We start from the raw sequence: 19,143 nt of genomic DNA on the forward strand, positions 1-19,143 counted from the left end.
CGCCCCTGTACCTCCTCCCGGCATGAGCGGGAAGGACGTCATGGAGGGATTTTTCGCCGCGCTGGTCGTCAGCTTCGGCGTCATCTTCGTCGCCGAGCTGGGGGACAAGTCCCAGCTGATGGCGCTGACCTTCGCCACGCGGTTCAAGCCGATCCCGGTGCTGATCGGCATCACCATCGCCACGGCGGTGGTGCACCTGGCGTCGGTCGCCATCGGCGCGGGTCTCGGGGCGGTGTTGCCGACCGAGTGGATCTCCCTGGTGGCCGGTGTGGCGTTCCTCGGGTTCGGCGCGTGGACCCTGCGCGGGGACAAACTCACCGAGGACGAAAAGCGAAAGGCTGAGAAGACCAACAAGACCGCGCTGGTGGCGGTGTCGGTGGCGTTCTTCCTGGCCGAGCTGGGTGACAAGACGATGCTCGCCACGATCACGCTCGCCACCAAGTACGGCTGGTTCGGCACCTGGCTCGGCTCCACGCTGGGCATGGTGGCGGCGGACGCGTTGGCCATCCTGGTCGGCCGGATGCTCGGTCGTCGGCTGCCGGAGAAGGCCATCAAGTACGGTGCCGCGATCCTGTTCGCCATCTCCGGTCTCTGGTTGATCCTGGAGGCGGTGAACGAGCTGACCTGAGTGTCGACTAGCTGCCCCGAGTGCGGGTAACGGCCCGGGGTGGAGCCGGCCGAGCTGTTGCGTCAGGGCGACCAGGTGCTGGTGGCCGTGGTGGAGGTGGCCGGCGCACTGGTGATCTTCGTTGGCGCGGTCTGGGCGGCGGTGCGGTTCGTGGTCGAAGGGCTACGACACCGCTCCGCCGCTCTCTTCACGCCCATCCGGCTCTCCCTTGGCCGCTTTCTGACCCTCGGCCTGGAGTTCCAGTTGGCGGCCGACGTGCTGCGGACCGCCGTGTCGCCGTCGTTCGAGCAGATCGGCCAGTTGGCGGCCATCGCCACGATCCGAACGGCGTTGAACTACTTCCTGGGCCGCGAGATCCGTCAGGAGCAGCGCCAGGTGGCCGAGGCAGAGCAGTCCCGGTGATGGACGTCCTGCTCACGGTGGTCACCGCTCTGGCCCTGGTCGTCGGGGTGGTCACCGTGCTCAGCACCGGAGCGCTGCGAACCGGCGTACGGCTGCTGTTGGACCTGCTGACCGCGGCCGGCCTGCTGCGGCTGGCCGGCGATCCTGGCTGGAACGGCCTGGCCGGCGCGGTCGCGATCATCGCCCTGCGGCAACTGCTCGGTGCGGCGATGAGCGCTCCGCCGCCGTGGTCCGGGCGACAATCCCCGGCACCCTGCGCCGGGGACGATCACCACCTACCGTTGGCCTTGAGACGTGGAACCGGGAAAACGGGAGGATAACCACATGAGCCGGCACGACGAACCGAACGAGTACGGCTTCTCCGGCGGTGCCACCGCTCCCGAGCCGCCGCCCGGCGGGAAGCCTGACGAGCAGGATCGCGTCGAGGCGGTGGCGGTGCCGGGCGACGACCTCACCGCCCCGGCGGTCGAGGCGGTGGTCGAGGAGACCGAGGAGCCGCCGCCCGCCGATCGTCGCCGCTGACCGGAGGTCCGTCGTACGGCACGGAGGCGGCACGCCGCGCGGGTCGGCCGTTCGCCGGCCCGCGCGGCCATCCGTTCAAGCGCCTGCGGGTCGCTGGTAGACGTCGGGCACACCGTCGCCGTCGGCGTCGAGCCGCTCCCGCTCCGCCACCCGGCGGTACGTCGCGTTGCGGCGGACGAGCACCGTGGCGGCCAGGCCGGCGGAGATCACCGACCCGAGCAGCACGGCCACCTTGACCCGACCGTCGGTCGTGCTGCCGGCGCCGAAGGCCAGATCGCCGATGAGTAGCGACACAGTGAACCCGACGCCGGCCAGCAGGGCGATCCCGAGCAGGTCCGACCAGCTGATGTCCTCGTCCAGTTCGGCGCGGGTGAATCGGGCCAGCAGGTACGTCGATCCGAAGATGCCGATGCTCTTGCCGAAGACCAGGGCGGCGACGACGGCGATCACGATCGGGTCGGTCAGCAGGGCTCCGAGGTCGCTGCCGCGCAGCGTGACCCCGGCGGCGAACAGCGCGAAGACCGGCACCGCGAAGCCGGCCGACACCGGGCGCCACCGGTGCTCCAGGCGTTCGGCGAGCCCGCCCTCGTCCGATGCGGCGGCCGGCTGGCCACCAGCGACCGTTGGGCGGCGGGCCAGCACCGGGACCGTGAAACCGAGCAGGACACCGGCCACAGTGGCGTGCACACCCGAGGTGTGCACCAGCGCCCAGGCGGCGACCGCGAGTGGGATCAGCGCCCACCACCAGGTGCGCCCGCGTTGCACCAGCAGGGCGAAGAGCCCGATCGGCAGTAGCGCCGCGAGCAGCGGAAGAGGTTGGAAGTCGGCGGTGTAGAAGACCGCGATGATGGTGATCGCGAAGAGGTCGTCGACCACGGCGAGGGTGAGCAGGAAGGCGCGCAGGCCCTGGGGCAGGTGTGAGCTGACCACCGCGAGCACGGCCAGCGCGAAGGCGATGTCGGTCGCGGTCGGGATGGCCCAGCCGCGCAACCCGTCCCCGCCGGCGCTCAGAACGACCCCCACGTAGATCAGCGCCGGCAGCAGCATTCCCCCGAGGGCGGCCACCACGGGCAGCGCCGCCCGGCGTGGGTCGCGCAGTTCCCCGGCGACGAATTCCCGTTTGAGTTCCAGACCCACGACGAAGAAGAAGACGGCCAGCAGGCCGTCCGCCGCCCAGGTGGCCAGGGTCAGGTCGAGGTGCGCCGACGCGCCGCCGGGCCAGGGCACCCAGGCACCGAGCCGGGTGTACGAGTCGGACCAGGGCGAGTTTGCCCAGGTCAGCGCGACCACGGCACCGAGCAGCAGCAGCGCTCCGCCGACGGTCTCGGTACGCAGCACGTCGGCCAGGTGTCGGGCCTGCGGCCAGGATGAGCGCGAGAACAGCCGGACCCTCGGCGGGCGCTGCTCGGACGGCGGGGTGCGGGAGGTCATGTGCGGGGTCACCTCGGGAGTCAGGACAGCAGGAATCCACTCGCCGACCAGACTTCCCGGCACACCTTCACCGACCCTATCCGGCTTCGCGCCGGGCGGCGCGCGCTGGGCCGATCGGACGCCACCTGATCGGCTTTCGACCTTTTCCGCGTTGTCGCCGCTGCCGAATGGGTGTTTGTCGGGTTGGTCATCCGGATGCACTTCGCACTGCGGAAAATACATAACTCCGGACATAAGGCGCATCAACCGCTTTAATGGTTTCACGAGTTTAGAGACGACCTTGGGGGTTTTCGTGAAGTTTATTGGCGTAACCGGACCGGCACGGAGGCGCTCCTGATGGACCTGCTCCGCCATTTGCGTCACGTGCGTCGGCACTGGTGGGTACCGCTGGTCACGATCATGGTGGCTCTGGGCGTCTCGGCGTTCCTGACCGTGCGGGCCCAACCCCGGTACGTCGCCTCGGTGACCTTCTTCGTCACCACCCCCAACGCGGGCATCAGCGACGCCTACCAGGGCGGGCTCTTCCTCCAGCAGCGCGTCAAGTCGTACGCCGACCTGCTCAGCAGCGACCGGCTGGCGCAGAGCGTGGTGGCCGAGACCCCGGTGGGCCTGACCGCGGACGAGGTGCAGCGCCGGGTGACCACCTCGACCGAGACCGGCACGGTTCTGCTGCGGGCGTCGGTCACCGACACCGACCAGACCCGCGCGCTGCGGGTGACGGAGTCCCTCGCCGCGAAGTTCGTCGAACTGGTGCAGAAGGTCGAGACGACGCCCGAAGGTAAGGCGCCGATCAAAATCGAAGTGGTCAGCGGCCCTCGGGTGAGCGCCAACCCTGTCTCGCCGCAGCCGGTCCGCAACCTCACCCTCGGCGGCCTGATCGGGCTGCTCCTCGGCGTCGGCCTGGCGATCCTGCGCGGCATCGCCGACGTACGGTTGCGCGACTCCGCGGGCCTGCAACGCGCCACCGGCAGCCCGCTGCTTGGCGAGATCCCGTTCGAGGCCAGCGCCCGCACCGCGCCGCTGATCGTGGGCGAGGCCGCGACCTCGGCGCGTGCCGAGGCGGTTCGCAAACTGCGGACCAACCTGCGCTTCGTCGATGTCCACGAGCCGGCCCGGGTCATCGCCGTGACCAGCGCCCTGCAGGGCGAGGGCAAGACCACCCTCTCCTGCAACCTGGCCATCGCACTCGCCGAGGCCGGCTGGCGGGTACTGCTGGTCGACGCGGACCTGCGCCGCCCGAAGGTCGACGACTACCTGGGCCTGGACGCCGGTGTCGGTCTCACCGACGTGCTGGTCGGCGACGTGCAGGTCGGTGATGTCGTGCAGCGCTGGGGGGACAAGTCGCTCCTGGTGCTGCCCAGCGGGTCGGCCCCGCCGAACCCGAGCGAGCTGCTCGGCTCCAAGGCGATGTCGGATTTGTTGCTGGCGCTGCGCGAGTCGGCGGACATCGTGATCATCGACACCGCGCCGCTGCTCGCGGTGACCGACGGCGTGGTCGTCGCCGTGCAGGCCGACGGTGCCCTGCTGGTGACCCAGCAGGGCCGTACCTCCCGGACCCAGGTGGCCGCCGCGGCCCGCTCGCTGCACTCGGTCTCGGTCCGGCTGCTCGGCTGCGTGCTGAACATGGCGAAGGTGGCCAAGGCCGAGGCGTACCAGTACGAGGCCTACCGGGTGGTCGCCTCGACGCCCACGGCGTCGGTGCCGGCCGACCGGGCCGCGTCCGGCAGGCACGTCGCGACCACCGACGGGGTCAACGGCGTCCCCGACCACACCCAGGAACTCACCCGGTTGCCCCGATGAGCGTGGCGAGGGGTCGCAGCGACCGTTCGATCTCCTCGGCGCAGCGTCGGAAGTCGGCGGCGGTGCCGCCGATCGGGTCCCGAAGGTCGTCCGCCTCGGGGGCGGCAGGTTGCAGCCGTCCCCGGGCCTGGGCGGCGGCGGCGATCGCCGCGCCCAACGGGTCGTCGCTCGATCCGTCGAGTGGCTCGGCCGCCGCGGCCAGCCGGCCGAACTGGCGCACGGTGAACGTCCGGTGCAGCGCCGCCGGTGTCAGCGCGGTGCAGACCGAGCGCTGGCGTCGGGTCGCGGTCAGCACCAGCGTCGCGTCGGCCAGGTACTCGGGGCGCAACCCCCGGGTCCGGAACTCCGCCGGGTCGGCGCCGTTGTCGGCCGCGATCTCCATCGCGTACGGGTGCATCGCCAGCCCGTCGATCGCGTCGGTGCCGGCGCTGGCCACGGTGACGGGCCGGTCGGCCAACAGTCGGCGGGCCAGGAACTCGGCCATCGGCGACCGGCACAGGTTGGCGTGGCAGACGAACAACACGCGATCAGCCATCGGTGCCCCTCTCATCGATGCGGACGCGGGTGTCCGCACCGCGAGGGCGGTGCGTCGACGCCGGAGGCCGCGCGGGGAGGGGTTGTCGGCATCGTACGCGGGCCGGGCGCCTGCCGGTCGTGGTGCCGCGCCGGTCGACGTCGATCCACGCCGGACGGGGGCGCTGCGGTGAGGATCGGAATCCTGTCGTACCACTTTCCGCCCGAGCCGGCGTTCATCCCGGGCAGCCTCGCCGAGGAACTGGCCGCGCGGGGGCACGAGGTCCGGGTGCTCACCGGCTTTCCGGACTATCCCGGTGGGCACGTCTATCCCGGCTGGCGGCAGCGTTGGCACCACGAGACGCACAGCGAACGGCTGACCGTCCGCCGGGTGCCGCGCTACCCCGGGCGTGCCGCGTCCACCGGTACCCGGATGGCCAGCTACCTCTCTTTCGCCGGCAGCGCGACGCTGGCCGCGCGCCGGTACTTCCGCGACGTGGACGCGCTCTACGTCTTTCAACTGCCGGCGACGACGTTCGCCACCGCCGGGGTGCTCCGGCTGCTCGGCCGGGTGCCGGCGGTGCTGCATGTGCAGGATGTCTGGGCCTCGGACGGCGTCGACGAGACGGGCGAGGGTCGCTGGGCGGTGCGGATGGGCAGCGCGATGACCCGGATCTACCGGGCCGCGGCGCGGATCGCGGTAGCCGCACCGTCGATGCGGGACCTGGTGGTCGCCGCGGGCGCCGACCCGACCCGGGTCCGACTGGTGCTGAACTGGACCGACGAGCGGATCTTCCATCCGGTGACGCCCGGCGCGGCTGCCCGTCAGCTGGTTCGCCGGGACGGCCGGTGCGTGGTGATGCACGCCGGGACCATCGGCGCCCGGCAAGGGCTGGAGACCGCTGTCCGGGCGGCGGCGGCACTGGACCGGACGATGGATCTGGTCCTGGTCGGTTCGGGCGCTGAAGAGCGGCGGGTGCGGGGGCTCGCCGCCGAGCTGGGCGCGGACAACGTCCGCTTCATGGAGCGACGGTCGCCCGTCGACATGCCCGAGCTGTACGCCGCCGCCGACTACCAGCTGGTCATGCTGCGTGACCTTCCGGAGCTGCGGGGCACGGTGCCGGGCAAGCTCCAGGCCGCGCTCTCGTGTGCCGCACCGGTGGTGGCGTCGGCCGGCGGGGACACAGCCGAGCTTGTCGAACGAGCCAGAGCGGGGCTCTCCTGCCCGCCGGAGGACTGGGCGGCTCTGGCCGACCGGTTCTGGTTGGCCGCCACCATTCCTCCGCCGACCCGGGCCGAGATGGGTCGGCGCGGCCGGGCGGCGTACCTGCGGGAGATGTCGCTGCCCGCCGGTGTGGACCGGATCGAGCGACTGCTGCATGAGGCGGCAGGACGAGTCGCGGAGCCGGCCGGCAACTCGCGAGAAAACCTCGCTTAAAGGGCAAGACTTGCAATAACGGTACGAAGTTCCCCGGCGCGTGCTAAGAACGTCAGGGAATCGACCATCTGTCCGATTCCGCGAACGGGAGTGTGGTGTGACGGAAAGCGAACGGCCGACCCGGCGGCGGAGCCGGTCCCGGCGTCGTCGGCGTGCCCGACTGCGACGTGTCCTCCTCAGTGCCCTGGTGGTCGGCTCGCTGCTGCTGGCGGTCGGCGGGTGGGTCGGCTTCCGCGGCTGGCAGGCGCGTGCCCACCTGCTCAACGCCGCCGGTCTGGCTCGGGAGCTGAGCGCCCAGGTCGTCGGTGGGGACACCGACCGGGCTCTGCGGACGCTCGCCGCTCTGCAGTCGCAGTCGGGCGCGGCCCGGAAGGCGACGGGCGACCCGAGCTGGCAACTCGGTCGGCGTACCCCGATCGCCGGCGACGACCTCGACGCGGTCCGGCAGATCGCCATCGCCATCGACGAGCTGGCACGGCAGGCGTTCCCGACCCTGCTCCGGACGGATCTGACCAGCCTGGTGCCGACCGGTGGTCGACTGGACCTGGCCCGGCTCGGCGACGTCTCCGCCGAACTGACCCGCGCGGACGAGTCGGTGCAGCGGACGCGTCGAGACCTGGCCGCGGTGCCCGCCGAGAGTCTGGTCAGTCAGGTCCGGCAGGCGCTGATCGACCTGCGCGGCGAGATCGACCGCCTGGCCAGCCTCACCTCGGCCGCCGACCAGGGAGCCCGTCTGTTGCCGCCACTGCTCGGCGCGAGCGGCCCGCGACGCTACCTGCTGGTCTCGCAGAACCTCGCCGAGTTGCGCGCCACCGGCGGCATGTTCGGCGCGTACGCGATCATGGAGGCGGAGAACGGCAAGGTGAAGATGGGCAAGCAGGGCAGCAGTGCCTCGCTCGGCCAGTTCACCCCGGCGTTGAAGCTGCCCGCCGAGACCCGCGCGCTCTGGACCGACCTGCCCGGCATCTACCCGGCCGACGTCAATCTCTCCCCGCACTTCCCGACCGCGGCCGCGCTGTACCGCGAGATGTTCCGCCGTAAGACGGGCACCACAGTCGACGGTGTGCTCGCCGTGGACCCGGTGGTGCTGTCCTATCTGCTCAAGGCGACCGGCCCGGTTCTGGTGCCCGGCGGGGTCCCGCTCGCCAGCGAGAAGGTCGTGCAGACCCTGCTCAACGACAGCTACCAACGGCTGGACGTGAAGCAGCAGGACGAATTCTTCGCCTCATCAGCAGCCGCGGTGTTTGATGCCTTCTTCAAGAAGAATGTCAACCCACGGGTGTTGTTGTCCGCATTTGACCGTGCTATCACCGAACGGCGGATATTGTTCTGGAGTGCCCGACCTGAGGAACAGCGGACGTTCGGCGACAGCCGGATGGCCGGGACGCTTCCGGAACAGGACACCGTGCCGACCGTCGGCGTGTTCCTCAACGACGGCAGCGGCGCGAAGCTCGGCTACTACCTGCGGCCGACGGCGAACCTCACGGTGGGCGAATGCCGACCCGACGGACGCCGTGAGCTCCGGTTGCGGGTGACCCTGCGCTCGACGGCGCCGAAGTCCGGACTTAGCGAGTCGGTCCTCGGCCTCGGCCTGGCCGGCGATCCGTACACCGCCCGCACGTTGGTGTCGATCTTCAGCCCGGCCGGCGGGGCGGTGCTCGACGCCCGGCTCGACGGGGCCGAGACGGCGCTTGGCAGCGGCACCGAACGCCACCGCCAGGTGGCGACGGCCAGCGTCGACGTCGGCCCCGGTGCCGAGAGGGCGCTGGAGGTCACCGTGCTGACGGCCAAGACCGGCGTCGGCCAGGCCGAGTTGCGACTGACCCCCACCGCCAGCCCCTGGACCACCCAAGTTCATTCCGCACCAAGCTGTGACCAGTAGGAGGGAACCAATCATGCGGCTATCCCGCATCATCATGGCGCTCACGGTCGGCCTGGCCGTGGTGGCCGTGCCGACGGCAGCGGTGGCGGCACAGCCGCAGCCGACGCCCAGCGCGACCGCGACCACTGACCCGCCGCAGCCGCCGCCGTACCCACCGGCCGCCGCGTCGCTCACCGTCAACCGGCCGACGATCTACCTCGGCGAGACGGTCATCCTGACCGGCACCGGCTTCGGTCCGAACGAGACCGTCGACATCGTGGTGACGGTGACCCCGTTCGCCGCTCCGGCCGGCGGCCAGGCTCCGGCTCGCCGCAGCGACGGCAGCACCGTCGCCATGGCCCCGGTGGCCCACCAGGCGAGCGCGCCCCTGACCTTCACGGCGCGAACCGACGCCCAGGGTCGTTTCACCAGGAGCTACAAGCCGTCGGTGACGGGTCTGCTGACCTTCACCGCGACCGGTCGCGAGTCCGGCCGTACGGCCAGCACGCAGCTGCGGGTGCTGCACAAGAAGCAGCCGCTGCCCGTCACCGGTGACAGCATGGGTACGCCCATGAAGCTCGGCGGTGGCCTGGTCGGCGCCGGAGCGGTCATGCTGCTGCTGACCCTGGCCTGGCGTCGCCGCCAGCGCCTCGGCGGTGCTGCGCACTAACCCGCACCACCGGGCAACGCCCGGTTCGCACTGAAGCTGGCGCCCGTCGGACCACTCCGACGGGCGCCAGCTCTTCGTCAGCCCGTCCGGGGTCATTTGTCCGGGTCTAGCCGGCTCGGCGCAGTCGAGGCCTCTTTGATCGACTCGGTTTCCTTGAAGTCGGGGTGTCAACCCGTCCCGGTTACCGCGTTATCCGTGAACCCGAGTGGATCACGCCCGGCTCGGGTGGTTTTGTCGCGGCTGCCGGACTGCCGGACTGCCGGACTGCCGGGCTGCCGGGCTGCCGGGCTGCCGGGCTGCCGGGCTGCCGGGGACAGGCTGACGCGAAGTTTGTCCGTTTCAGGGGTGTCTGGGTTGTGACCGGCCGCACCGGTGGGTCGGAATGATGGCCGGGGCGGGGTCGTTGAATACCCTGACGATCGCAGGACCACCGGTAACCGCCCCGCCCACCGGGGTTGGAACAGCTGGTGGCGGGGTTGGAATGCGGCCCCGGGCCGCATCGTTGAAGCCTGCCAAGCACCTGCGCTCCATCGGGTGCGACGGGATGGACCGGCCCCCGGAATGACCCCGGGCCACCGGTCGTTGCAGTCCCCACGAGCGACCACCCCGCCACCGCTTCACACGAACCGGTGTCGGCGGATGGGCCCACCGGGGAATGGCCCCCGACCCCCGGTCGTTACACATGGACCCGGCGCCCGAGCCCTCCGCTCGCAGGCCGCCGACCCGGCCCCCGCAAGCCCCCGGCCTGGCTGGTGCCGATCTCCCCCAGACTTTTTTCCTTTGTTTGATGCAGCGCCGGACGAGGTGCTCACACCCTGCGCCACCGTCTCCCCCGAGCGGTGTGCGGGTGTTCCTACCCCCGAAGGAGCTATCCCCATGAACACGATCTTCCGTAAGAGCATGTTGTCTGTTGCTGGTCTCGCGTTCGCCGGTGGTGTCTTCGCCGGCCCGATCGCCGCCCACGCTGCCAACCCGGCCGTGGATGCCAAGCCGGTTGCGGTGGCGGTGCAGTCGGCCGCCCCGAAGCCCCAGGGCGACCAGTCCCACATCACGCTCAATGATGAGCAGACCGCGAACGTCAAGGCGATCATCGCCGCCACGAAGAAGGCCGGCCTGCCCGAGCGCGCCGCGGTGATCTCGATCGCGACGAGCCTGCAGGAGTCGAAGCTGGAGAACCTGGGCCACCTCGGCGACGCCAATGACCATGACTCGCTGGGCCTGTTCCAGCAGCGCCCGACCAGTGGTTGGGGCACGCCGGAGCAGATCACCGACCCCGCCTACTCCACCACCGCGTTCCTCAAGGGCCTGCGCCAGGTTGACGGGTGGCAGGACATGGCGCTGACCGACGCCGCGCAGACGGTGCAGGTCTCGGCTTACCCGGATGCGTACGCCCAGTGGGAGCAGCAGGCCACCGACCTGGTCGCCCAGTACTGGAACAGCTGACACCAACACGAGCACTGAACGACCCGACCGCTGGCCGGCACCCCCACCCGGGGTGCCGGCCAGCGGCGTACCCATGTCAGTTCTTGTGGTGGTTGTGGGTGCGGACGATGTCGATCAGCGCGCAGATCAGCGCGAGCACGATGATGCCGGTGGCCAGCAGGAGCGATCGCTCGAAGGCGCTGGTCCAGTTGCCGCGGCTGTCGGCCAGCGACGAGAAGAACATCGAACCGACGGCGGCGATGCCGGCCGCGGCGCCGATGCGCTGACCGGTCTGGAGCATCCCGGCGCCGCTGCCCGCCTGCCCTACCGGAACTTCGGAGAGGGTGATCGTCTGGTTGGGGGCGATCACCAGCCCGCTGCCGATGCCGGCGACGAGCAGTGGACCGGCGGCAACCCAGGGCGCGGGGGCGTCCGGCGCGAGTTTCAGCGCGACCACCGTTGCGGCCAGGCCGATCACCACGGTGAGCAGACCGATGGCGACCAGTGGTCGGCCGAAGCGGTTGACGACGCGGCCACCGAGTACGGCGGCAGCCGCCGATCCCAGGGCGAACGGGGTGATGGCCAGGCCGGCGATGAACGCGCTGTAACCGAGACCCATCTGTAGGAACAGGGTGAAGATGAAGAAGATCGCGGTGAAGCCGCCGAAGTAGACCAGCGCCAGGATCGAGCCCAGTGTGTACGACTGGAGGCTGAACAGTCGAAGGTCGAACAGGGGTTCGTAACGGCGTGCGAAGCGTCGCTCCCAGAGCCCGAAGACGACCAGCACGGCCAGGCCGACCGGGATGAGCGCCCACTTCCAGGGGGTCTGCCACTGCTGCTCCTGCACGAGCGGAAGCAGGACGAGGACGACGCCCACACCGAGCAGCAGGACACCGACGGGGTCGAGTCGATGCCAGCCGACCTGGCCGGCGGGGCGGCCGGGCAGCAGACGCCAGCCGAGAATCACCGCGAGGATGCCGACGGGCACGTTGACGAAGAAGACCCACCGCCACCCGTGTTCCTCGCCGCCGATGGCGATGAGCAGCCCGCCGAGCAGTGGCCCGACCGCTGTGGAGATTCCGATGGTTGCGCCGAGCAGCCCGAACGGGCGCGCCCGTTCGGGCCCCCGGAAGAGTTGCTGGATGAGCCCGATGACCTGCGGGTTGACGACGCCGGCGGCGGCACCCTGAAGCAGTCGGGCGATGACCAGCCACGTCGGTGAGGTGGCGAGGCCGGCGAGCGCGCTGGTCACAGTGAAGAGCGAGATGCCGAAGACGAACGCGTTGCGCCGACCGCGTGCGTCGCCGAAGCGGCCGGCGGGGACCAGCGCCAGGCCGAAGGTGAGCGCGTACCCGGAGAGGATCCACTGCAGGTCGCTCGGCGACGCGTGCAGCGCCCGGTCGATGGAGGGCACCGCGACGTTGACGATGCTCACGTCGAGCAGCGTCATGAACGCGGCGACCAACCCGACACCGACCGCCTGCCAGCGTCGTCGGTTCTCGGCCGCCGTCACCGGCTGCGGCGTCTGCGCCGCACTCATCGCGCCCCCCGTTGACCGTCGATCACGCATTGCTGATCGCTACCCGGAGCATCGGGGGGCGAATCGTCATGGATTGTTCGGTGCCCTCACGCCATCTGGCGGGCGCAGAACCGGGGGCCGAAGTCGAGGCCGGCCATCGGCGAGTCCTCGCGGTGCAGCAGGCCCTTCTCGGTGAGCAGGTGCAGGGGGCTGTCCACCTGCTCCTGGGTCAGCCCTGATACCTCGGCGATGAGGTCCGGGTACGGCACCTGCCCGCGTGCCTCCAGGGTGGTGACCGCCTGGTACACGCGTTGCTCGGCCTCCGACAGTTGCACCTGCTGCATGCTTCCTCCTTCGTTCGTCCGCCGTCGTGCGGCGGCTGCCGTGCGCGGGTTACCCCCTGGGTGACCGAAGATGCACACCCGATCGGGCGGTCGGTGTCGGCTGTGGCGTACGGTCCGGGCCTTCGGTGGTGCCCTAGGCTGCCTTCGTGATCGTTTGGGACCTCGTCGTCGTCGGCGCCGGCCCCGCCGGGCTCTCCGCGGCGCACGCCGCTGCCCGCGCCGGTGTCTCCACCCTTGTTGTCGAGCGAGCCGCGCATCCGCGCTACAAGACCTGTGGTGGTGGCCTGATCGGCACCTCCCTGGCGGCCGTCGCGGATCGGATCGAGGTGCCGGCGCACGACCGGGTGGACCGGGTCACGTTCACCCGCGACGGCCGTCGGGAGTTCACCCGCCGCAGCGACAGCCCGGTCGTGACCATGGTGCGCCGCGAGGAGTTCGACGACCGGCTGCGCGCGGCGGCGGTCGCCGCGGGCGCGCAGATGCGGGAGCGGGTCGCCGTCCGCGCGATCGAGCAGGACCCCGAGGGGGTACGCCTGCGGCTGGCCGACGGTGCGACGATCGCGGCCCGCGCGGTGATCGGGGCGGACGGGTCGTCGGGGGTGACCGCCCGGCATGTGGGGGTCCGGTACCGGCAGGTGGACCTGGGTCTGGAGCTGGAGATCCCGGTGCCCCCGGCCGAGCAGGAGCGGTGGCGGGGGCGGTTGCTGCTGGACTGGGGAGCGATGCCGGGGTCGTACGCCTGGGTCTTTCCGAAGGGTGACCGGTTGACTGTCGGGGTGATCGCCGGGCGGGGCGCGGGGGAGGGGACCCGGGAGTACCTGCGGCGGTTCGTGGACCGGTTGGGGCTGACCGGCTTGCCGGCGGAGCACGACTCCGGGCACCTGACCCGGTGCCGGGAGGAGGACTCGCCGTTGCGCAACGGCCGGGTGCTGGTCGTGGGGGATGCGGCGGGGCTGTTGGAGCCGTGGAGCCGGGAGGGCATCAGCTTCGCGTTGCGTTCCGGTGGGCTGGCCGGTGCGGCGGTCGCGGCCGGTGACCTGTCCGGGTACGAGCGGGCGGTCGCCGAGGGGCTTGTGCCGGAGATGCGGGCGGGCTTCCGGCTGTTGGACGTGTTCACCCGCCGCCCGGACGTGTTCCACGCCCTGCTGGCGACGCCGCCGGGCTGGCGGATGTTCGTCCAGTTCTGCCAGGGGCGGGCGAGCTTCGACGAAATGCTGCGGCGTCGGCCCATCCGGGCGGCCCTCGCGGTGCTGGATCGGGTGCCAGCCCCGCGCCGGGCCCCTTTCATTCACCCAGGATCCTAGGATGCTCTACGCGGTGTGACCACGCACTGGTGTCCAGTGGCCCACCCGCTGGACAATGGCGGGGGAGTGGGAGGTGCAGATGGCCGAGCAGCCGTTCACCGATGACGAGTACGCGTTCCTGCGCCACGCGCGGTTCGGCGAGTTGCCGCTCGCGGTGCGTCCCGACGAACGCGTCGCCCTGACCGAGACCGACCCCGGGCGCGACCGCCCTGAGGAGGCCGAGGACCCGATCCGCTGGAACGTGCAGGGCTGAGAACGCACGACGGGCCGCGGGTGTCGCCACCCACGGCCCGTTAGCGATGTGCTGGGGTCAGAAGACCGGCACGCCCTCGCGTACCAGTCGCCAGTTCTGCTGGAAGAAGTCGGCCGGGTCGATCGTCCCCTTGGCCTGCGCCCAGTCGATGAGCAGTTGACGGATCTCCTGCTGCGCGTTGTAGACCTGGGTCTTCACGATGCCGGGGAAGTTGCCGCCGCCGCTGCGCCGGTAGTTGTTCACCGCCATCACGAACTGGGCGTTGTCCGCCACCGGAGTGTCGGTGCCGGCCAGCACCAGGCGGGTGATCCGCTGCCCGATCGGCTTGGAGATGTCGATGTCGTAGTCCAGGCCGGAGATCACGTCGTAGTTGTAGTCCGGCACCGCCGGCGAGTCGCTGATCTTCTCCGGGTCGACCGGGGCGCCCGGAGCGAGGGTCCGGAAGTACTTCGCCGAGTACTCCAGGTAGGTGCGCACCTCCGCGCCGCTGAGCACGACCGCCTCGAGCGTGTTGTCGAAGACGTAGAGCCCTGCCACGTCACGGATCTTCACGTCCCCGGCGGGGAAGACCGCGGTACGGCTGAACGGGGACGCCTGGGACAGCACCGGCAGGTCGGCGTACTGCGTGCCGGCCAGCGCCTTCGTGACGGTCTCGGCCTGGACGTGGTTGATGAAGTCCAGGATGGGAGTGTCCTTGTACCTGGATTCCACTGTGGACATCTCGACGGTGGCCTGGGCCACCACCTGGTTCACGTACGCGATGGTCTTCTGGTGTTGGGCCCGCACGGCGGCGAGCACCTTCGGGTCCTCGACCACGGTGTTGGTGTTCAGCATGCTGGCGGCCTTCTTGGTGATCGTCCACCGGCCGCGCTCGCGGGTCAGGGTGAAGTCCATCCGGGTGAGCCGCTGGCCCCACTTCGACGGCTCGGAGAGCAGCACCTGCGCGCCGGTCCGCTCGTTGGTGACGAACCGCTCGACCACCTCGTTGTGCGCGTGACCGAAGAGGATCGCGTCGATCCCCGGCACCTGCTGGGCGATCAGCGCTACCGGGTTCTCGTTCGGCAGCTCCGGGCCGTAGCTGGAGGTGCCGCTGTCACCGCCGTGCGCGGAGATCAGCACGAGGTCCGCGCCGCGGGCCCGCATGATCGGCACCCACTTCGCTGCGGTCGCGATCATGTCGTCGAAGCGCAGCTTGCCCTCGACGTTGCCCTTGTCCCAGATGGCAACACCGGGGTTGGTCAGCCCCAGGATGCCGACCCGCAGGGTCGGCGCGGCGAAACCGAGGGAGACCTTCTTGATGACGTACGGCAGGAAGGCCGGCTTGCCGGTCTTCGCGTTGACCGCGTTCGCGGCGAGGGCCGGGAAGCCGAGCTGACGGATCCACAGGTCCAGCAACGGCAGGCCGTAGTTGAACTCGTGGTTGCCCAGCGTCACCGCGTCGTAGTCGATGACGTTCATCGCTCGGGCCATCGGGTGCTTCTCGCCGGTGGCGGTGATCGGCTCCTGCTTGGCGTAGTACGTGGCCAGCGGCGTGCCCTGGATGGTGTCGCCGGCGTCGAGCACCAGCGTCGCCTTGCCGCGCCGCTCCCGACGGATCTGGTTGATCAGAGTCGCCAGCTTCGCGACGCCGATGTCGTTCTGCTTGCTGTCGTCGTACTCGGCGTCGCGGTAGTAGTCCCAGTTGTAGACGTTGCCGTGCGTGTCCGACGTGCCCAGGAGGGTGAGGTCCCAGGTGCGCGGCCGGGCCGCGCCGGCCGCCTGCGCGGGCGCGGCGGCGATCAGCGGGGCGGTCGCGGCCGCCGCCGCGGCGACGAGCACCTGGCGACGCGACGGGCCGGAGGGAGAGGTCATGACGTGCCTTTCCATGGGGGTGGACGCGCCTCGTGAGCGCCTTGCGCACCATAACCAGCAGCGGACACTCCTGCCACGCCAGCCCCAGGTGCTGCTGCGGTTTCCGCAGGCCGGCGCAGGGTACGGCGGTCAGGGACGACATTCGCGGGGCAGCCCCCGCTTCCCGCGCGGCGCGAGGAGAGATCGGTGAGCGAGGACCAGCACACCCAGCAGGACCCCACCAGCCAGTACGGCCAGCAGTCCGGCCAGCCCGCACAACAGCAGTCACCGCCCGGCTCGACCGCCGACATGACTCCGAAGCCGGACCACGGCGAGGAGTCGTACCGGGGCAGCGGCAAGCTCGACGGCAAACGGGCGCTGATCACCGGCGGTGACTCGGGCATCGGCCGGGCCGTTGCGCTGGCGTTCGCCCGGGAGGGCGCCGACGTGCTGATCTCGTACCTGAGCGAGGAGGAGGACGCCGACGCCCAGGAGACGATCCGCCTGATCGAGGACGCCGGCCGGCGGGGGATCGCGGTCCGCGGCGACGTCACCGACGAGGCGCACTGCCAGGAGCTTGTCGACCGGACGGTCCGCGACCTGGGCGGCATCGACATCCTGGTCAACAACGCGGCGTACCAGATGTCGCAGGACAAGGGGATCCTCGGGATCAGCACCGAGCAGTTCGACCGGGTGCTCAAGACCAACCTGTACGCGATGTTCTGGCTGTGCAAGGCCGCCATTCCGCACCTGGCCGAGGGGTCGGCGATCATCAACACGGCGTCGATCCAGGCGTTCGACCCGTCGCCGCAGCTGTTGGACTACGCGACCACGAAGGCGGGGATCGCCAACTTCACCAAGGCCCTCGCGGCCGACCTGGCCGAGCAGGGCATCCGGGTCAACGCGGTCGCGCCGGGCCCGGTCTGGACGCCGCTGATCCCGTCGACGATGCCGGAGGAGAAGGTGAAGCAGTTCGGCACCGACACCCCGGAGGGTCGCCCCGGCCAGCCGGCAGAGCTGGCCCCGGCGTACGTCTTCTTCGCCTCGCAGGAATCCAGCTACGTCACCGGCGAGATCCTGGGCGTCACGGGCGGCCGACCGACCAAGTGATCCGCCGTCGGGGCGGGCGCTGCTCGGGCGCCCGCCCCGACGCGGCTCGGTCCGGTGAGTCGTGATCCGGCCTCCGGGCGCTGCGCTGGGCCGGCGGCCCGTCTCGGTGCGTGGTTCGTTGCGCGGGCGGACCCGCCGACCAGCTCACCGCCGAAAGGGCGTTGCCCGTCTCGTTGCGTGGTTCGCCGACGGCGGCTGGGTCAGCGCGGCCAGGCGGCGAAGCGCTGCCGGACCTGGGCGATGTCGGCGGCGCTCAGGCCGTAACGTCCGAAGCGTTGCTCAGGCAGGCGGTCCAGGTAGCGGCCGGCGGCGCGCACGTCGTCCGGGTCCAGCGCGGGGTCGACCTGCCGTGCCAGCACCAGCAGCTCGGTCACGTCGTAATGCTCCAACGCCGCCGCCACGTCGATGAAGTCACGGACCTCCCGCCGGTTGACCAGTGCCGCGATCTTGTTGGCCACCAGGTCGCGGACGTCCATCACCGGGCCGAGGTCCATCACCACCGGGCTCTGCTGGCGGTCCAACCGGGCGAGGCTGAGCCGGATCTGCCGTCCGTCCCGGGTCACCACGAAGTCCTTCATGTCCTGCTCGTACCCGTCGAACAGCTCGCCCAGCTCACTGTCCGGGTCGGCGTCGGTGACGAGGAAGCCGGCTCGCTCCAACGCCCCGCGCACCCCCGCGGAGGCCGCCGCGGCGGCACCCTCCACGTCCGCGAAGAGGTCGACGTCCTCCGTCGGGCGGGCGACCAACCCGTGCGCCGCCCAGGCCACCCCGCCACCCAACACGAACCGGTACGGTCCGGCGGCGGTGAGCGCCACCCGGGCCACCTCCCGGTAGAAGTCGTGCAGATGAGGCTCGGTCACGCCGCGCGCAGGCCGCGGTGCCGGCTCTCCCACGCCTGCCGTACGCCCCGAGGCAGGTTGAGCAGTCGCCACACCCGGCGTAGCGTCCGCCCGTTGATCAGGACGCGCAGGTCCTCGATGCGGGTCGTCTCGCGCAGCACGTTCTCGTACATCCAGAGCAGTTGGTCGGGGTCGGCGAGGTCGAAGGTGCGCTCGGCGTTCCACATCAACCGCACCGGCAGCTCCACCACGCCGCGAGTGGGCCCGGCCAGCTCGACGAGTGTCCGCGCCACCACGGCAGGGCGACCCGGTCGGGCCAGGAAGGCCACGCCGGTCGCGGTGGGGGAGACGGCCTGCATGGTGTCAGGGTAACGCCCACCCGAGCCGGTGTCGCTCAAGACGATCCCTGCGCCCTGCCGCAGGCTGTTGACGGTGCTTCGCCGAGCCCAGGCCAACTGGCCGCCAATTGCCTGGGTCGGGCATCCTCCCACGGAGGTTTGTCCGGTTTGCCCTCGCCTGCGACGCTGAGGTCTCCGTGATCGACTCGGGTTTCTTGAAGTCGCGGTGTCATGCCGTCTCGGACACCCCGGGTTTCAGGAAGCCGAGTCGATCAAGCCCGATTTAGCGTCCTGAGGGCCGACCACGCCCGAGGCTGGGGGCTTTTGTCCGGTCTGAGGGGGTAAGGCGAGAGCGCCGATGGGCCCGGTACGAGGGGTTGCGGCCTTCGGGGCGTTTGGCCTGTGACCGGTCGCACCGGTGGGTCGGAATGATGGCCGGGGCGGGGTCGTTACACACTCTGACGATCGCAGGACTACCGGTTAACCTGCCGCCCAATCGGGGTTGGAGCCGCTGGTAGCGGGGTTGGAATGCCGCCCCGGGCCGCATCGTTGAAGCCTTCCCAGCACCCGCGCTCCATCGGGTGTCACGGGATGGCCCGGCCCCCGGAATGACCCCGGGCCCCCGGTCGTTGCAGTCCCCACGAGCGACCACCCGACTACCGCATCGCACGAGCGGACGTCGGGGAGCCACCCGGGAATGACCCCCGACCCCCGGTCGTTACACATGGACCCGGCGCCCGAGCTCTCCGGCTCGCAGGTCGCCGACCCGGCCCCCGCAAGCCCCCCGGCTTAACTGGTGCCGATCTCCCTAAGACTTTTCCCCTTTGTTTGATGCAGCGCCGGACGAGGTGCTCACACCCTTGCGTCGCCGACCCCCCTTGGCGGTGCGGGTGTTTCCTACCCCCGAAGGAGCTACCCC

General features: G+C 70.7%; 19 protein-coding genes. 12 read left to right on the top strand and 7 right to left on the bottom strand.

All coding sequences use genetic code 11. The annotated features are described in order from the left end of the window. Positions 1 to 40: 40 nt before the first annotated feature. The 4 genes from KBX34_RS26080 to KBX34_RS26095 are packed head-to-tail and all read left to right on the top strand — an operon-like array spanning position 41 to position 1,552. Positions 41 to 628 (top strand): TMEM165/GDT1 family protein, encoded by a 588-nt coding sequence (locus tag KBX34_RS26080; protein WP_088951766.1) that lies wholly within the window; start codon positions 41 to 43, stop codon positions 626 to 628. A 39-nt stretch (positions 629 to 667) separates the two neighbouring features. After that, a complete protein-coding gene (locus KBX34_RS26085; protein WP_088948278.1) occupies positions 668 to 1,030 on the top strand; it encodes a DUF1622 domain-containing protein in 363 nt (120 codons plus the stop codon). Then, positions 1,030 to 1,350 carry a hypothetical protein gene (locus tag KBX34_RS26090; protein WP_088948277.1) on the top strand — a complete coding sequence of 107 codons (321 nt, stop codon included), beginning with the start codon at positions 1,030 to 1,032 and terminating at the stop codon, positions 1,348 to 1,350. Before KBX34_RS26085 ends, KBX34_RS26090 begins: the two co-directional genes overlap by 1 nt. Before the next feature lie 4 nt (positions 1,351 to 1,354). Beyond that, positions 1,355 to 1,552 carry a hypothetical protein gene (locus KBX34_RS26095; protein WP_210795580.1) on the top strand — a complete coding sequence of 66 codons (198 nt, stop codon included), beginning with the start codon at positions 1,355 to 1,357 and terminating at the stop codon, positions 1,550 to 1,552. Between the two features lie 75 nt (positions 1,553 to 1,627). Here the strand turns inward: KBX34_RS26095 and nhaA are convergent, their stop codons facing one another. Next, complete coding sequence (gene nhaA, locus KBX34_RS26100) at positions 1,628 to 2,983, bottom strand: Na+/H+ antiporter NhaA (protein WP_210927523.1); 1,356 nt, start codon at positions 2,981 to 2,983, stop codon at positions 1,628 to 1,630. A 336-nt stretch (positions 2,984 to 3,319) separates the two neighbouring features. Here nhaA and KBX34_RS26105 point away from each other — a divergent pair, with 336 nt between their 5' ends. Next, positions 3,320 to 4,783: a polysaccharide biosynthesis tyrosine autokinase gene (locus KBX34_RS26105; protein WP_210795584.1), complete on the top strand. Its 1,464-nt coding sequence runs from the start codon at positions 3,320 to 3,322 to the stop codon at positions 4,781 to 4,783. On the opposite strand, the gene KBX34_RS26110 is transcribed toward KBX34_RS26105, so the two are convergent. After that, positions 4,764 to 5,318, bottom strand: coding sequence for a low molecular weight phosphatase family protein (locus KBX34_RS26110; protein WP_088948273.1), 555 nt, complete (start codon positions 5,316 to 5,318; stop codon positions 4,764 to 4,766). The genes KBX34_RS26105 and KBX34_RS26110 overlap by 20 nt on opposite strands. A gap of 168 nt (positions 5,319 to 5,486) precedes the next feature. Between KBX34_RS26110 and KBX34_RS26115 the strand changes: the two genes are divergently transcribed. The 4 genes from KBX34_RS26115 to KBX34_RS26130 all read left to right on the top strand — a co-directional run bounded on the left by KBX34_RS26115 (position 5,487) and on the right by KBX34_RS26130 (position 10,708). After that, positions 5,487 to 6,734, top strand: coding sequence for a glycosyltransferase family 4 protein (locus tag KBX34_RS26115; RefSeq protein ID WP_210927525.1), 1,248 nt, complete (start codon positions 5,487 to 5,489; stop codon positions 6,732 to 6,734). Between the two features lie 97 nt (positions 6,735 to 6,831). Then, positions 6,832 to 8,616, top strand: coding sequence for a DUF4012 domain-containing protein (locus KBX34_RS26120; RefSeq protein WP_210795588.1), 1,785 nt, complete (start codon positions 6,832 to 6,834; stop codon positions 8,614 to 8,616). A gap of 13 nt (positions 8,617 to 8,629) precedes the next feature. Further along, a complete protein-coding gene (locus tag KBX34_RS26125) occupies positions 8,630 to 9,265 on the top strand; it encodes a hypothetical protein (protein WP_099853742.1) in 636 nt (211 codons plus the stop codon). Between the two features lie 876 nt (positions 9,266 to 10,141). Beyond that, positions 10,142 to 10,708: a hypothetical protein gene (locus KBX34_RS26130; protein ID WP_210927527.1), complete on the top strand. Its 567-nt coding sequence runs from the start codon at positions 10,142 to 10,144 to the stop codon at positions 10,706 to 10,708. Positions 10,709 to 10,784: 76 nt separating this feature from the next. Here KBX34_RS26130 and KBX34_RS26135 read toward each other — a convergent pair whose 3' ends face one another. Together KBX34_RS26135 and KBX34_RS26140 are read right to left on the bottom strand one after the other, a co-directional pair. Further along, a complete protein-coding gene (locus KBX34_RS26135; protein ID WP_210927529.1) occupies positions 10,785 to 12,227 on the bottom strand; it encodes an MFS transporter in 1,443 nt (480 codons plus the stop codon). A gap of 86 nt (positions 12,228 to 12,313) precedes the next feature. Continuing rightward, positions 12,314 to 12,550 (bottom strand): hypothetical protein, encoded by a 237-nt coding sequence (locus KBX34_RS26140; RefSeq protein WP_088948267.1) that lies wholly within the window; start codon positions 12,548 to 12,550, stop codon positions 12,314 to 12,316. Positions 12,551 to 12,696: 146 nt separating this feature from the next. On the opposite strand from KBX34_RS26140, the gene KBX34_RS26145 reads away from it, so the two are divergent. After that, positions 12,697 to 13,854: a geranylgeranyl reductase family protein gene (locus tag KBX34_RS26145; protein ID WP_210927531.1), complete on the top strand. Its 1,158-nt coding sequence runs from the start codon at positions 12,697 to 12,699 to the stop codon at positions 13,852 to 13,854. Between the two features lie 55 nt (positions 13,855 to 13,909). Continuing rightward, the gene (locus KBX34_RS26150; RefSeq protein WP_088948265.1) at positions 13,910 to 14,107 is read left to right on the top strand and encodes a hypothetical protein; all 198 of its coding nucleotides are present in this window, start codon (positions 13,910 to 13,912) and stop codon (positions 14,105 to 14,107) included. 57 nt (positions 14,108 to 14,164) lie between these two features. Here KBX34_RS26150 and KBX34_RS26155 read toward each other — a convergent pair whose 3' ends face one another. Further along, complete coding sequence (locus tag KBX34_RS26155) at positions 14,165 to 15,958, bottom strand: bifunctional UDP-sugar hydrolase/5'-nucleotidase (protein WP_210927533.1); 1,794 nt, start codon at positions 15,956 to 15,958, stop codon at positions 14,165 to 14,167. Positions 15,959 to 16,144: 186 nt separating this feature from the next. Between KBX34_RS26155 and KBX34_RS26160 the strand changes: the two genes are divergently transcribed. Then, the gene (locus KBX34_RS26160) at positions 16,145 to 17,047 is read left to right on the top strand and encodes an SDR family oxidoreductase (RefSeq protein ID WP_088948263.1); all 903 of its coding nucleotides are present in this window, start codon (positions 16,145 to 16,147) and stop codon (positions 17,045 to 17,047) included. 200 nt (positions 17,048 to 17,247) lie between these two features. On the opposite strand, the gene KBX34_RS26165 is transcribed toward KBX34_RS26160, so the two are convergent. Both KBX34_RS26165 and KBX34_RS26170 read right to left on the bottom strand, forming a co-directional pair. Beyond that, a complete protein-coding gene (locus KBX34_RS26165; RefSeq protein WP_307871499.1) occupies positions 17,248 to 17,907 on the bottom strand; it encodes a nucleotidyl transferase AbiEii/AbiGii toxin family protein in 660 nt (219 codons plus the stop codon). Further along, the gene (locus KBX34_RS26170) at positions 17,904 to 18,245 is read right to left on the bottom strand and encodes a hypothetical protein (protein WP_210927535.1); all 342 of its coding nucleotides are present in this window, start codon (positions 18,243 to 18,245) and stop codon (positions 17,904 to 17,906) included. Before KBX34_RS26170 ends, KBX34_RS26165 begins: the two co-directional genes overlap by 4 nt. Positions 18,246 to 19,143: the final 898 nt, after the last annotated feature.

Source organism: Micromonospora sp. M61 (assembly GCF_018070245.1).
Lineage (GTDB): Bacteria > Actinomycetota > Actinomycetes > Mycobacteriales > Micromonosporaceae > Micromonospora > Micromonospora zamorensis.